Below are 15,237 nucleotides of genomic sequence, written 5' to 3' on the forward strand. Positions count from 1 at the left end.
CTATGCAGCTAAATGCTATTCACCACATTGCCATTATCGTCTCAGATTATGAGCTGTCTCGGGACTTCTATGTCAATAAACTAGGTTTTGATATTATCCGGGAAAACCACCGCCCCGAGCGTCACGACTATAAATTGGATCTCAAGTGTGGAGATATTGAGCTGGAGATTTTTGGCAACAAGACCAGTGATCCTGCCTATCAGGCACCGCCCAAGCGTGTCGGCTATCCAGAAGCAGTATCAGAGGCAGCAGGCCTACGCCATCTGGCCTTTCGTGTTACGAACATCGAATCCCTTGTAGCTGAGCTTGAAGCTATGGGAATCACCTGCGAACCTATCCGCCGTGATAGCTTCACTGGTGAAAAGATGACCTTTTTCAAGGATCCCGACGGCCTGCCCTTAGAGCTCCACGAGTAAACAAGTAAACTAAGCAGCAAAGCGAATGTGGTGGAAATATAATTATGTAAATTCCAAATCTATGATTTTTTGAATTTTTTCACTGTACCATTTGCAAAAGAATAGCGATACTCGTGCTAAACTTACCCCTTCGGTATTTTTCTATTTTTGTCATTTAAAAGGAAAGGGACACCATCAAACAGCTGTCCCTTTCTTTTTTGCAAACGCTTTACTATAATAAAAGCATAAAGAAAAACAAAGGAGTTAGGACTTATGAAAAAAATTATGAATGATCCTAGAGCTGTTGTCACTGAAATGTTGGATGGTATGGTCTTTGCATATGGTGAGCTCCTTCACCGTGTAGATGGGTTGGAAATCATCGCCCGTAACGCCCCGAAAACAGGGAAAGTAGCGCTTATCTCCGGTGGCGGTAGCGGTCATGAGCCCTCTCATGCAGGCTTTGTCGGAGAAGGCATGCTCTCTGCAGCTGTCTGCGGACCAGTCTTTACTTCACCCACTCCCGATCAAGTCTTAGCAGCCATCAAAGAAGCCGACGAGGGCGCAGGCGTCTTCATGGTTATCAAGAACTATTCAGGCGATGTCATGAACTTTGAAATGGCTCAAGAACTGGCCGAAATGGAAGGCATCTCTGTCGCCAGTGTCGTCGTCGATGACGATATCGCTGTCGAAGACAGTCTCTATACCCAAGGACGCCGCGGCGTTGCAGGTACTGTTCTCGTTCATAAAATTCTAGGCCATGCAGCTCGCAGCGGAAAAAGTCTGGAAGAGATTAAGGAGCTAGCAGACCGTCTGGTTCCTAATATCCATACTGTCGGCTTGGCCCTAAGCGGTGCAACGGTTCCAGAAGTTGGTAAACCAGGCTTTGAGCTCGCCGATGATGAAATCGAATACGGCATCGGTATCCACGGCGAACCTGGTTACCAGCGGGAAAAGATGAAACCATCTGCCGAGCTCGCCAAAGAATTAGTGACAAAGCTGGTGGATTCTTTCCAACCAAAAGCAGGTGAAAAATATGCTGTCCTCGTCAATGGTATGGGAGCAACACCGCTGATGGAACTCTATATCTTTGCCAATGACCTCGCGAAGCTTTTAGAAGAAGCAAAAATACAGGTCGCCTATAAAAAACTGGGCAATGTCATGACCTCCATTGATATGGCTGGTTTATCTTTAACCTTGGTGCGACTGGAAGACGAAACTTGGTTAGAAGCGCTAGAGGCGCCTGTTAGGACAATTGCCTGGTAAGGAGACAGATATGAATGCAGAACAAGCGATTAAATGGATGTCATTATTCAACAACAAGATTCAAGTCAATAAAGATTACCTATCCCAGCTAGATACGCCAATCGGTGATGGTGACCACGGAGGCAATATGGCAAGAGGTATGGCTGCAGTCATGGAAAACTTAGAAGACAAAGATTTCGCTAATCCAGCTGAGGTTTTTAAAGTAGTCTCCATGCAGCTCCTCAGCAAGGTTGGCGGTGCTTCAGGCCCCCTTTACGGTTCAGCCTTTATGGGCTTTACCAAGTCTCTTCAAACCAGTGACTCCGTAGCCGAGGCGGTTGCAGCAGGATTGGAGATGATCCAGAAGCGCGGCAAGGCAGAAGTCGGCGAAAAAACCATGGTTGACATTTGGGTGAAGGTTCTAGAGGACTTACGTACCGAACAGCTCTCACTAGACAAGATCCATCAGTATATTGAGGATTCTGCCCCTATCAGGGCAACCAAGGGACGTGCCTCCTACTTGGGTGAGCGTTCCATTGGGCATATCGATCCCGGGACCTGCTCATCCGGCTACCTTTTTGAAGCTTTAGTGGAAGCAGGTGACTAGTATGGCACAAGCAGGAATTGTTATAGTCTCACACTCAAAATATATCGCCCAAGGTATCGTTGATCTCATCGAGGAAGTCGCCAGCGATGTTGAAATCACTGCTGTCGGAGGCACAGAGGACGGCGGTATCGGTACCAGCTTTGATCAGGTTCAAAAGGCCGTTGAAAGCAATTCACGAGATGAGCTCTTGGCCTTCTTTGATCTAGGCAGTGCTAAAATGAACCTAGAAATGGTCGCTGATTTTTCAGAAAAAATCATCCATATCAAGGATGTCCCTATCGTTGAAGGAGCCTATGCTGCCGCCGCACTCTTACAGGCTGGCGCAGATACAGAAAGCATCTTAGAGCAATTAAAGGACTTAGGCATTGAAAAATAGGTAACGGCCCAATCCCAACCCTGTTGTTCTAGACGCAGTCCTTGTTTACAATCTTGTTTTAGGATCTATCCAAATCCAAATTTTGACAGAATCGACGTCTAGCAGAAAAACTTCATAAGGAAAGACGCCCCAAGAGTTAGTCCAAAAAACTAACGTTTGGAGCGTTTTTTTGATTTTAGCGGCTTTATCTTCCAAGGTTTATGTTTCCTTAACCTCTCCTATGCTATAATAGTAAAGATAGTATAAGATTAGAAAGTGATGACTATGGCGATTAAAGTGACAAATGAGCTGGTGATTGAGGATCAGGTCATTGAGCAGTTGATAACAGGCGAGAGTCAGTGGAGCCTGCGCGATGACCTACGCACAGAAGAAGATCTTTGGGGTAATTTCTTTGCCAAACTGGAGCAAAATAATACTATAGTTATGATTAAAAATAAGGAGATAACAACATGACTTTTGATAATCTAGTTGCACAAATCAATGCAGTAGCAGACACTCAACGTGATAGAGGAACCTACTTTGAATATCTCGCTCGTGCTTATTTTCAACATGAGCCAACCTATCAAAATGAGTTCAAAAATGTTTGGTTGCTAGCAGATGTGCCCGACGAATATGGGATACCAAAAACTGATATTGGTGTTGACCTTGTCGCTGAAAAGTTTACAGGTAAGTTGGTTGCTATTCAGGCAAAGTTCTATAATCATGCTGTTCAAAAGTCTAATATCGACTCTTTTTTAGGTGAGCTTGGAAAAGATTATTATGAATCTGGTATTATTGTCGCTTCTACCGATAAGTGGGGTAAGAATGCTGAGAAAGCCCTTGCTGATAGAAGTGATGTTGTTCGTGTTGGTTTATCTGATCTCAGAAACTCTCGTATTGATTGGGAACATTTTTCATTTGAACGGCCGGAAGAAGTAATCATTAAAGCTAAAAAACAACCTCGTTATTATCAAAAGGAGGTCATTTCATCTGCCCTAGAATACTTCAAAGATCATGACCGTGGTCAGCTGATTATGGCCCCTGGTACTGGTAAAACATTTACGAGTCTGAAAGTAGCAGAAGCTATGGCAAAGGAAGCACACAAGGAACAATATGCCATCCTTTATCTTGTCCCCAGTATCCAACTGCTGACTCAGACTTTGCGTGGTTGGAATAACGATACTAGCATGACCATATCTTCAATGGCTGTTACCAGTGATAGAAATGCTAGCCGTGGCAGTGTCAAACAAGATGAATCCAATATTACGATTAAAGCCAGCGATATTGGTTATCCAGCGACTACATCAGCTAGAAAAGTAGTTGAAAATTATCAAGAGCTGTTAACTCAACCTAAAAAAGAACTTTTAATTGTCTTTGGTACTTATCAATCCATAGATGTTTTAGGGACAGCTCAGAAGAATGGTTTCCCTGAGTTTGATTTGATCATTGCCGATGAAGCCCACCGTACAACTGGAGCTAAAGCACTTGGTGATGAAGATTCATCATTCACAAAAGTACACAGTAACCTCAATGTCAAAGGTGCTAAACGTCTTTATCAAACAGCGACACCAAAACTATACGGGACAGAAGCCAAGAAAAAAGCAGAAAGCAATTCGATTGTGGTTTCTAGTATGGATGATGAAAGTCTGTATGGAAAAGTTTTCTATCGCTTAGGTTTCGGTGATGCCATTAGTCATGATATTCTCACTGATTATAAACTCATGGTTTTGGCAGTAGATGAGACAGTTGTCCAAAAGGATATGCAAAAATCATTAGCTGATTCAGAAAATGGGCTCAATATTGATGATGTTGGTCGTATTATTGGTGTTTGGAATGGTATGATTAAGCGAGAAAGCTTCGCAGATAAGGTTTCTGGCGAACCAATGAAACGTGCGATTGCTTTTTCGCGCACGATCAAAGACAGTCAGCGATTGTCCGAACAGTTTGAAAGTGTTGTGAATGATTATCTTGACAGTGAAGATGGTTACTCTGTTACTGTCCGTCATGTCGATGGTAGTATGAATGCCCTTGAGAAAAATGAAGCGCTGGATTGGCTGGCGAGTGATGACATTACAGAGGATTCTGCTCGTATTTTGTCCAATGTCCGTTTCTTAACAGAAGGGATTGATGTGCCCAATCTGGACGCCATTATTTTCCTGTCACCTCGTAAATCGCAAGTAGATATTGTCCAAGCAGTTGGGCGTATCATTCGTAAATTTGAAGGAAAAGACTACGGCTATATCATCTTGCCGATAGTTGTTCCCGCAGGAGAAACACCTGAGAGTATCCTTGATAATAATAAGTCCTATGATGTGGTTTGGCAAGTTTTAAATGCCTTACGATCAGTTGACGAACGCTTTGAAGCGACAATCAATAAATTAGAACTTAATAAAAAGAAACCGGAAAATATTCAAGTTATTGGTGTTGGTGGTGCACCCGATGATCCTAATTTTAATGATGGTTTTGTATCAGAGCCACAAGCAAGTTATCAAACAGAACTTGAACTAGAATGGGAAGCGGTAGAGGGTGCTATTTACGGTAAGATTGTTCAGAAAGTTGGGGACAGACGCTATCTAGAAGATTGGTCCAAAGATGTTGCGGACATTGCCAGACGTCATATCCAAGGGATTGAAATCATTTTAGACCAAAATCCTGAAAGTGGGGCAGCCTTTGAAAAGTTCTTACATAGTTTGCAGCACAATATCAATGAATCCATTGATCAAAATCAGGCCATTGAAATGTTGGCACAGCACTTGATTACCTTACCGATTTTTGACGCCCTCTTTGGTGATTACAGCTTTGTTAAAAATAACCCTGTGAGTTCGGCTATGGAGCAGATTATTGAGGAACTGTCTCAGTACGGCTTTGAAAAAGAACAAAAAGAATTGCAGCCTTTTTATGAATCTGTCCGCCTGCGTGCAGAAGGGATCGATAATGCCGAGGCTAAGCAGAAAATCATTGTGACACTCTATGATAAGTTTTTTGCAACAGGTTTTAAATCAACTACTGAACGTCTAGGAATCGTCTTTACCCCAGTTGAAGTGGTCGATTTTATCGTCAAGTCAGTGGATATGGTTTTGAGAGAGCACTTCGGTAAGACCTTAGCTAGTGAAAATGTCCATATTCTAGATCCATTTACTGGTACAGGAACTTTTATCACACGTACCCTGCACTATCTCAAAGGACTCTTGGATAGGGGAGAAATCACTTATACAGATTTACTTAGAAAATATACCCAAGAGCTTCATGCCAACGAGATTGTCTTGCTCAGTTACTATATCGCAGCTATCAACATCGAAGCAGTCTTTGATGACCTGAATGGTGAGGAACCTTATATCCCGTTTGAAGGCATTGTTTTGACAGACACCTTTGAATCCACTGAAAACGAAGATACCCTTGATGATAGCTTCTTTGGAACAAATGATAAGCGTTTGAAACGTCAGCAGGAACAGCCCATAACAGCTATTATTGGTAATCCACCGTATTCTAAAGGGCAGGGAGCTGAGAGTGATAACAACCAAAACATACATTATGAAAAGTTAGAAGAAAACATCAGAAAAACATATATTGCAAAATCAAAAGCAAATGCTCAAAATGGTACAATGGATAGTTATGTTAAAGCACTTCGATGGGCTACAGATAGGCTAAAAAAGAATGGCATTGTAGCATTTGTTTCAAATGGTAGTTACCTTGATAGTAGCAGTGCTGATGGATTGCGAGCAAGCCTCTACGAAGAATTTAACGACCTCTATATTTTCAATTTGCGTGGAAATCAACGAACGCAAGGCGAGCAATCACGTAGAGAAGGTGGGAAAATCTTTGGTTCAGGTAGTCGCACACCCGTAGCGATTTCTATTCTAGTCAAGGATGGCTCAGAGAGTCATGAACTCCACTATCATGACATTGGCGACTATTTGTCACAGAAAGAAAAGCTCCGCATTATCGAAGAGTTTGCGGATATTTCAGCTATTGATTGGCAGACTATTCTCCCTGATGATAATAATGACTGGCTTAATCAAAGGGATAGAAATTTTAATTTATACAGTAAGCTAGTCTCTGAGCATGATGGTATTTTCAATTATAGTGCCACTGGTATCGTTACAAGTAGAGACCCTTGGGTTTATTCGTTTAATAAGAAAAAATCATTAGATAATGCTAGAAGACTAACTGAAAATTACAATATTGAAGTTGAAAGGCTTTCAAATATTCCTCAAGTTGAACGAAAAAGTTCATTAAATTATGACCCTAAAATCCTAAATTGGAGTGAGGGATTAAAAAAAGACGCTGTACGATTGAATAAGATAGAATTTGTTGAAAAAACAGCATTGATTTCTTATAGACCTTTTGTAAAGAAAAATCTTTATTTTGGTAAGTCATTACTTCATAGACCTTCAAAATACTATAATCAATTCGGAGAAAATAATTTTACAATTGTAACAACTGGGAATGGTAGTAATAAGGAATTTAGTGTGCTTATCACCAATTGTATTCCTGATTATCAATTTATGATGAACGGTCAAGGCTTCATGCGTTACGACAATGAAGTGGATGAAACCCAACTTTTCCAATCTAATGACAACATGAATCAGGCATTTGCTGACAAACTTGGATTAAGTTTAGATGACACCTTTGCTTATGTTTATGGTTTGCTTAATTCTCGTGAATATCAAGAAAAGTATGCCAATGATTTGAAGAAAGACTTGGCTCGGATTCCGATTGTTAAGCAGAAAGACAAGTATGTGGAGGTCGGCAAAGCCTTGATGAATTTGCACCTTAATTATGAGGAAGTTCCTGTCTATGATGATGTGGAGATTCAGTTATCTGCTCAACCGTCTTACAAGGTTTCTAAGATGAAATTCATCAAAAAAGGTGACCGCTCTGCTATTGTCTATAATAACGATATTACCATCAGAAATATTCCTGAAAAAGCCTATGAGTACATGGTTAACGGTCGCTCGGCGATTGAGTGGATTATGGACCAGTACCAAGTTAAAACAGATAAGAAGTCAGGAATTACTGACGATCCAAATGACTACAGCACTGATGAAAAGTATATCTTTAATCTACTGCTTAGGATTATCAATGTGTCTATCCAGACAGTGGATTTGGTTAATAGCCTGCCGAAGTTTGAAGTGGAGGAGTGAGTTATATGTTTTTCTTCTTTGAAGGTGAGAATGAGACTAACGATCAAGAAATTGAATTGCATTATTTATCGAATGCTATCTCATACGGTGTAGATAAAATTAATGACAAGGAGTTTTTTGATTCCAATGGGAAACTCGAAAAACAAGAGTCAAAAGATGGTTCTCAAAATGAATTTCAAGAGATTGATTTTAAACGTTTGATTAGCGAAAAAATTCGTAAAACTATTTATGGAGAGAGGTATTCAAATATTGTTTTCCTTGCAGGTGCGGGTGCTTCGGTGGTTGGTGGCAATCCTAATTACGGTAAAACAGTAAAAATGATAGCCGATGATATATTTGAAAAACTACATGATATGGAGGATATTTATACACTAGAAGAACTGGCAGAAAAATGCAAATACAATAATGGAAAAATATTAGTAGAGGGACAAATTGAATCCGAAGACAGTCCATTACTTAATAGTAGTTTCAATTTGGAAGACTTCCTATCGACCCTTTTTCATTACCGACCGTATGTATCAGAAAACGAGAAAGAAACATTCAATCATTCTATTCAAAAAATATTGGAACTCATCAAAGAAAATACAAATTATTCATATGATAGCAAAGACTTGAAACATGGAGCGTTATTGAACTTTTTATCTAGCCTATCGGGAAAAGATGGCAATAAATTTTCTGTTATTACAACAAATTATGATGTTTTAATTGAGGAGGCTGCTGCAGAAAATAATTTTGTCATTTTTGATGGATTCAATTTTACTCCACTACCTAAATTTGACAGCAATATGTTTGAGTGGAATCTTGTGAGAGAAGTTCAAAATGTTAATACCAGAGAAGTGGAATATAAAGATAAGACATTTAATCTTGTTAAAATTCATGGTTCACTTACTTGGGAGAAACAAGATAACGGTGATATCGTAAGAAAAAATAAAGATAGTATTACTGAAACAGATAAAATGGTTATGGTTTTTCCTAGCTCAGACAAGTTTGCTCAAAGCTATCAGGAACCTTATTTTGAACTATTTACAAAATTTCAAGAGCTGATAAAACGTCCCAATACTTTACTGATTTCGTCTGGATTTAGTTTTGCCGACGCTCATATCTCTAAAATGGTCACACAAGCATTGAAAAATAATTCTAGTCTTAAGTTATTGGTCACTGACTTTAATATTGATCCAAATAGAGAGTGGGATAAGGAAAACAATAAATATAATGAGATTACTGAGGAGAATTCTAAATATAATCAAAATTGGGCAGAACTGCTACAGTTAATGAATGATGGTTATCCAATTTCATTTTTGAAGGCAACGATGAATAACGACTTAGTTGATTACTTGAGCGGAAGGTATTTAAATGACAAAAATTGATAGTTTTTATGATATAGCGGATAAAAGTAATTATTATCTTGGAATGATTTCTCAAGTGAACCGCTCATATTCTACAATTCAAATAGAAAATCTATCGCTATTCTCATATAGAAAGTTAAGAACAGATATACTGTCTCCCAATACCATAAATTTCTATGTTTTGATTGATTCAAGTAATGGTTTATTCTTTGGAGAAATATTTCAATCTAAGGTTCCAAATACGGATAGTGTTCATGAAATGCTGACAAACGGACTACAAGAGAAAATTTTTCCAGAAATAAGCATTGATATACTTGGCTATATACCACTGGGTGAAAAGTATTTTAAACTGAATGGTACAAATACCGTTGGTATAACTGATAGGGTGTATATTGCAAATGAAAAGGTAGTAGAGCTATTTATTAAATCAATCGAAGTAAGTCCAGACGAAGAGAAGCAGTTATCTTCTTTTGCAAAACTTGCATTTAGCTCACAAGAGTACCCAATAAAATTACAACCTAAAACTCTGTTTAATAGACATTTAATGGCAGTAGGAACTACCAATAGTGGTAAATCTACATCAGCCTTGAGCATTTTGGATAAACTGGTCAATGATGGCATAAGAACTTTGATAATAGATCCAACAGGAGAATATTCGGAGTCGTTTACGGAATCAGAAGTTGATAAATACATACTTGGAGAGAATGCTTTCTTACCGTTATCACAAATATCAATGAATCAATGGTCAATTCTTTTTGAGACAAATGATGGGACTCAGCCAGCTGTATTAGCTGAGGCAATACGTTCTTTACGCTATCAGTATAAGAACAGGTGTAATGGAGTATATAAAAAAGTCGGAAAGTTAGTAACAGACGTAGAACAAGATTTATCCTCCTTATCTGAAGAAGATAAAAATTTTAATATTAAATTATTATCAGAGCAGATAGCAATGGAAACGAATCAACAAGATAAAAAGGGTTTTTTAGTAGCAAATACTTTCAACTTTAATACAAATCAGTATCTTATCCAAAAGGTTAATTATAAGTTAACTAATACTACTCTTGTTAATTTTTTTACTTCAAATGGAAGGAACTTAATTGACATTATCAATAATTTTTCGGAGGGAAAAACTGAAAAATCATTGTATTTAGATGTTTCTAAAATTGGAACAACTGATGGAATTGGTGGGATGATTATTGATCTTATTTCAAATCACTTAATTAATTTAGAAACCAAGGTGATAAAACCATTCGTAATGTTTATTGATGAAGTTCATAGATATACGAAGGGAGTTAATGGTGAAGGCTTCACATTTTATACTGGCTTAACTAGTATTGCACGTGAAGGAAGAAAAAAAGGTATCTTTCTTTTTCTAACTACCCAAAGCCCTAATGATGTGGACAAAGTGCTATTAGGACAAGTGGGAACTCTACTTGTACACAGATTAACTTCTCCCGATGAGTTGAAATCAATTCAGAATCATTTATCAGAAAATCAGATGAATCAGATAAAAAAATTAAATACTGGAGAAGCTGTACTTACTAGTATCAATTTACTAAAAGATTTATATATTCAAGTTAAAAAATGTAATAGAACGCATCTCAATAGGACGCCTAGCTTGTTAGGGAAATAATTTTGAAATTTAATTGACAAGGTATAACTATAATAATAAAATTACATTGATGTTAGTCCTCGGTTTTTGGCACAGGAAGTGCCTAGAAGGAGGAAGAGATAATGGAAGTCGATTGGACGAAAATTATTCTAGCCCTTATTGGACTAGCATCGGATGCTGTTGCTTCATATAGAGAAATCACTCTTGCCCAACTTGCAAACAGTCAGATTACCTCTAAGTAACAGCAAAGCATATGGAATTTTAGTTTCATATGCTTTTTTAAGGAGTAAAAAATATGGCGATTACACCATTTGAAAATAGTGATTATGAAGTGTTGATTTCAGACTTAATTTCTGATATTTATTACTCGGAAATTAGTATAAGTAGTAAGATTGTTTTATTGCGTAAATTGACGGAATTAATTACTCGAAGATTTTTAGATTTAGGCATGGGAGAAAAAATGGAGTTGGGTGATATTACTACACCTGAGAAAAATCCTAAATATAAAACAACTGAAAGGCTAAATAGTATAGACAGATTATTACGGAAAGATTTTGAAAGTACCGTAAACAAATTGAGAGAGATAGGCAATAAGCATTCTCATACACAAAATCATGCAACTGCTGATTTAGAAGAGTGGAAAGATGCTGAAAATCTAGTTTGGGATTTATTTTCTTACTTGTTCGTGCAATATTTTTTGGAATATGAGTTAAGTTTAAAATCTGATAAAAATGTATTATCAATGTTTTCGCAGCTTCCACCCGAAATAAGGTTTAGAACTTTACAAAAATTGGTAGATATGAAAGGTTTTGATAATGTTCTATTATTAGATAAATATATGCTATCTTTAGTAAAAAGTAAGTGCTGGGATGAAGCATATTACTGGCTGATTAGAAATAGAGACAAAATTAGTGAAGTCCCCTATCCTACAGAGGCTGAAATAGTTGATTATATAGAGGATTTTGATGAAAAAGAGCTACCTTTGCAATTAAGAAAATTTCAAAATGCATTTGGGGTACTAAGCTCAGTAATACAAAATTCAAAGGTGAAGTCAGCATCAGGTGGTGCCTATTATAGAACCTTTGAAGAAGCTGCAAAATATTATCATGAGGAAAATCTTGATTTCTATTTATCATCAACAAATGAGCAAATTAAATTCAAAGAGTTGTTGTACTTCTGCTTTATAGGAAGAATACCAACGAATTGAGCATTATAAGCTTCAAATCATATTTATAAAAATTAAGTCTTTTCATAAAGAATAAATCCTAGGATGTTTTCATCCTAGATTTTTTGATTTTTAAGAGGAAAAGTGATAAAGTAAAGGCAAGGAGGACATTGCTATGCAAATCAATTTAGAGAATTTAGTCCCAATCACAGAAGCCAATCAAAATTTTTCAAAAGTTGCCAGAATGGTAGATAGCAAGGGGACAGCAGTTATTTTAAAGAATAATAAACCTAAATATGTCTTGGTTGACTATAATACCTTGGTGCGAGAAGAGAAATCAGAAGCAGCTATTGCTGATCAAGCTAGTGTCGATGAAGTAGCAAATTCTATCTTGTCACGCCACTTAGACGCCTTTAAGGAATTAGCAAAATGAAGCGATTAACGGCTAAGCAAATTGTTCAATTGCATAGTCAGCTCATTTCGACTTCTGGCGGTATTGATGGGGTTCGAGATATAGGAATGGTGGAATCCGCAGTTGACAATGTTTTTGAATCTTACTTTGGTGTTGACCAATATCCTACGATCGAAGAGAAATCAGCTAGACTTTGCTATTCACTAATCAAGAATCATGGATTCTTGGATGGGAACAAACGAATCGGCATATTTGCTATGTTAGTTTTACTAGAAATCAATGGCATTGTTCTGGAATGTACAGATAAAGAATTAGTCTCACTAGGGCTAGGCGTAGCTAGTTCAAAATTTACCCATGATGATATTTTAGAGTTTATAAAGAGTCATTGATTATTTGGACTTTTTGTTGAATAATCAATATCTTATCATAAGCATAATGATAGAGATCTAGCGTCGCCTCTTACTTTCGTAATGCCTACCAGTGCTAGGTCGTTTTTTATTGATCATATTAGCCTTGTCAGTTGGCCACCGTAGGGATATTTACTAATTAATGAACATGGAGCTTTTGGAAAGAGTCATTATATCAATACCAAGCACCAGTATCCAATGTTGGTGCTTTTCCTCTTTTGCTATTGTCTGATGATAATCTGGCCGGATAAGCAGACTCCTTCAAATTTATAATCCAATTGTTTGAAATCCCATACTGGGAGCAGTAAAATAAGGGCGTAGTGGAGAGCGGTTACTTTTCACTGCGGCACAGCTGAAATCCTACTAGGAGATTGGCTTTTTGCATCACGTAAACTTAACGAGAGGCTAGCTCAAACCTCTGCCGTATCTTGAGAATTGCGACACTTCGAACCTACGGTCGATCATACCGAAGGTTCGAAGTTAGTAATTGACATAGCAAACTACCATAGTAGTTTGTGTAGTAGAGCAAGACCTAAGGTCTTAGCGATACTTTGTCAATTGAACACGAAGCTAATCTCTTCGGAAAAAAGATCGACTTCCTTGTGTCCAAGGACACAGCGTCTGTCGCCTATTTTTCGGTCAGAGATTTTCGCTAAGCGAACCGCTTCTTTGTATCTTAACTTAACTGAACTCGCCTACGTTCCTGTGGAATTAGAAAGATGTCGCTAGATTCTCAGTGAATCGTCACTCCATTTCCTAAATTCCTTTGGAACGCTTAACGGCTTTGTATTTTATCAGGAGGTCTATATATGGATAAGCAGAAAGTTGTCATTGTCGGAGCATCGCACGGTGGTCATGAATCCGCCATTGAATTGCTGGATCAGTATCAGAATCTGGATGTCACCATCTATGAGGCAGGGGATTTTGTCTCCTTTATGTCCTGTGGAATGGAACTCTACCTCAAGGATGAGGTGACAGCCAAGGATGATGTTCGCAATTTTGCGCCAGCTGATTTGGAAGCAAAAGGCGGTAAGATTTTTAACAACCACCAAGTCACCGCCATTCACCCAGAGCAAAAGACCGTGACGGTCAAGGATACGCACTCGGGTCAGTCCGAGGAAGTAGACTATGATAAACTGATTTTGAGCTCTGGTGTCCGTCCAGTCAGTCTGCCGGTTGAAGGAGCTGGCCTTGATTATATCTACCTCATGCGCGGGTATGATTGGGCGACTAAAATCAAGGAAGCTCTAGAATCACCCGCTATTCAAAATGTTGTCGTCATTGGTGCTGGCTACATCGGCCTAGAAGCTGTCGATGTTTTTGCTAGCCGTGGCAAGCAGGTTAGCTTGGTTGATGTGATTGACCGACCACTAGAAACCTACCTCAACCCTGAATTAGCTGATTTGGTAGCAGAAGAGCTTAAGCGTCACGATGTTGACCTCTATATGAATGCCAAGGTCGAGCGCTTCCAAGGCGCCGACAAGGTCCAAACAGTCGTCACTGACAAGGGAGAAATCAAAGCTGATCTGGTGATCGTCGCAGCAGGAGTTCAGCCTAACACCGACTGGCTGCAAGGAACGGTTGATTTAGAGCCAGACGGTTTTATCAAGGTTGATGAATATTTCCGCACCAATCTGTCTGATGTCTATGCCATTGGGGATGCTGTTCTGCCTCTGTCAATCCCAGCTGGTAAGCCTCTGCCGATCGCTCTTGCAACAACAGCTCGGCGTGAGGCTCAGTATCTGGTCAAACATCTCTTTGAAGCTAAACCGAGTCAAGCCTTTGCGGGAGTTGTTGGTTCCTCTGCTCTCAGTGTCTTTGACTATCATTTTGCAACTAGTGGCCTCAATGCCTTTACGGCTGCAAAAGCAGGAGTCTCTTACAGGACCAGTTTCTACCACGACCGCCTGCGTCCGGCCTATATTCCTGACGACCATAATCCCGAGGTTTATGTTAGCCTGACCTACAATCCTCTGACCCATCAGATCTTGGGCGGAGCTGTGCTGTCCTCCTATGATGTCACAGCTCAGGGCAATGTTCTAGCTCTGGCTGTCGGTCATAAGATGACCTTGGAAGATCTGGCTCAAGCTGATTTCTTCTTCCAACCAGGATTTGATCGCCAGTGGAGTCTACTTAATCTGGCAGCTCAGCATGCCCTAGATTTAGCACCTTTCTGATTAGGGTTCTAGGAGGCTTACCCTGAGTAAATTAGCCTGAGCGACTTAGCCCTAGCCTAATAAGTTTTAGTCTGGCTGTCTTAGGAATGCTAGCTCGTGATAAGGCTAGTGCCAAGTCTCGTGATCTTGACCGATGCTAAATTGGGCTAGGTGGCTATTCTTGTTGATAATCCACTGCCCACGGAAAAGGCAACCGATAAGGCTCGCCTCCTATCACAACAGCGTGTACAGCTATAAATAGACAAAGAAAGAAGCAGCAGAGGCTGGTCTTGATGAACAGGGCTCTTCTGCTTTTTCTATAGTCTCTTTCTATACCGCGTGATAAAAAAATTCAATGGTTCTGGTGTCTCAAAACTGTGGTATGATTAAGGGACA

General features: G+C 39.1%; 12 protein-coding genes. All 12 read left to right on the forward strand.

The features are described from left to right. Positions 1-2 precede the first annotated feature (2 nt). The 12 genes from gloA2 to ACVR1G_RS00905 all read left to right on the forward strand — a co-directional run bounded on the left by gloA2 (position 3) and on the right by ACVR1G_RS00905 (position 14,862). A complete protein-coding gene (gloA2, locus tag ACVR1G_RS00850) occupies positions 3-416 on the forward strand; it encodes an SMU1112c/YaeR family gloxylase I-like metalloprotein (RefSeq protein WP_447451334.1) in 414 nt (137 codons plus the stop codon). 252 nt (positions 417-668) lie between these two features. After that, entirely contained in the window at positions 669-1,658 is a 990-nt protein-coding gene (dhaK, locus tag ACVR1G_RS00855; protein WP_447451335.1) for a dihydroxyacetone kinase subunit DhaK, read from the forward strand. Positions 1,659-1,668: 10 nt separating this feature from the next. Next, complete coding sequence (gene dhaL / locus ACVR1G_RS00860) at positions 1,669-2,244, forward strand: dihydroxyacetone kinase subunit DhaL (RefSeq protein ID WP_447451336.1); 576 nt, start codon at positions 1,669-1,671, stop codon at positions 2,242-2,244. A gap of 1 nt (position 2,245) precedes the next feature. Then, positions 2,246-2,620 carry a dihydroxyacetone kinase phosphoryl donor subunit DhaM gene (gene dhaM / locus ACVR1G_RS00865; RefSeq protein ID WP_447451337.1) on the forward strand — a complete coding sequence of 125 codons (375 nt, stop codon included), beginning with the start codon at positions 2,246-2,248 and terminating at the stop codon, positions 2,618-2,620. A 264-nt stretch (positions 2,621-2,884) separates the two neighbouring features. Next, a complete protein-coding gene (locus ACVR1G_RS00870) occupies positions 2,885-3,073 on the forward strand; it encodes a hypothetical protein (protein ID WP_447451338.1) in 189 nt (62 codons plus the stop codon). Next, positions 3,070-7,743: a DEAD/DEAH box helicase gene (locus ACVR1G_RS00875; RefSeq protein WP_447451339.1), complete on the forward strand. Its 4,674-nt coding sequence runs from the start codon at positions 3,070-3,072 to the stop codon at positions 7,741-7,743. Before ACVR1G_RS00870 ends, ACVR1G_RS00875 begins: the two co-directional genes overlap by 4 nt. A 5-nt stretch (positions 7,744-7,748) precedes the next feature. Next, complete coding sequence (locus ACVR1G_RS00880; protein WP_447451340.1) at positions 7,749-9,110, forward strand: SIR2 family protein; 1,362 nt, start codon at positions 7,749-7,751, stop codon at positions 9,108-9,110. Further along, positions 9,097-10,722 (forward strand): ATP-binding protein, encoded by a 1,626-nt coding sequence (locus ACVR1G_RS00885; protein WP_447451341.1) that lies wholly within the window; start codon positions 9,097-9,099, stop codon positions 10,720-10,722. Before ACVR1G_RS00880 ends, ACVR1G_RS00885 begins: the two co-directional genes overlap by 14 nt. 274 nt (positions 10,723-10,996) lie before the next feature. Next, a complete protein-coding gene (locus ACVR1G_RS00890; RefSeq protein ID WP_447451342.1) occupies positions 10,997-11,908 on the forward strand; it encodes a hypothetical protein in 912 nt (303 codons plus the stop codon). A 133-nt stretch (positions 11,909-12,041) separates the two neighbouring features. Then, a complete protein-coding gene (locus ACVR1G_RS00895) occupies positions 12,042-12,299 on the forward strand; it encodes a type II toxin-antitoxin system Phd/YefM family antitoxin (protein WP_447451343.1) in 258 nt (85 codons plus the stop codon). Then, positions 12,296-12,667 carry a type II toxin-antitoxin system death-on-curing family toxin gene (locus ACVR1G_RS00900; RefSeq protein WP_447451344.1) on the forward strand — a complete coding sequence of 124 codons (372 nt, stop codon included), beginning with the start codon at positions 12,296-12,298 and terminating at the stop codon, positions 12,665-12,667. The genes ACVR1G_RS00895 and ACVR1G_RS00900 overlap by 4 nt, the downstream gene beginning before the upstream one ends. 827 nt (positions 12,668-13,494) lie before the next feature. Continuing rightward, a complete protein-coding gene (locus tag ACVR1G_RS00905) occupies positions 13,495-14,862 on the forward strand; it encodes an FAD-dependent oxidoreductase (protein ID WP_447451345.1) in 1,368 nt (455 codons plus the stop codon). The last annotated feature ends 375 nt before the right edge of the window (positions 14,863-15,237 follow it).

The sequence above is a fragment of the Streptococcus dentasini genome, assembly GCF_053206945.1.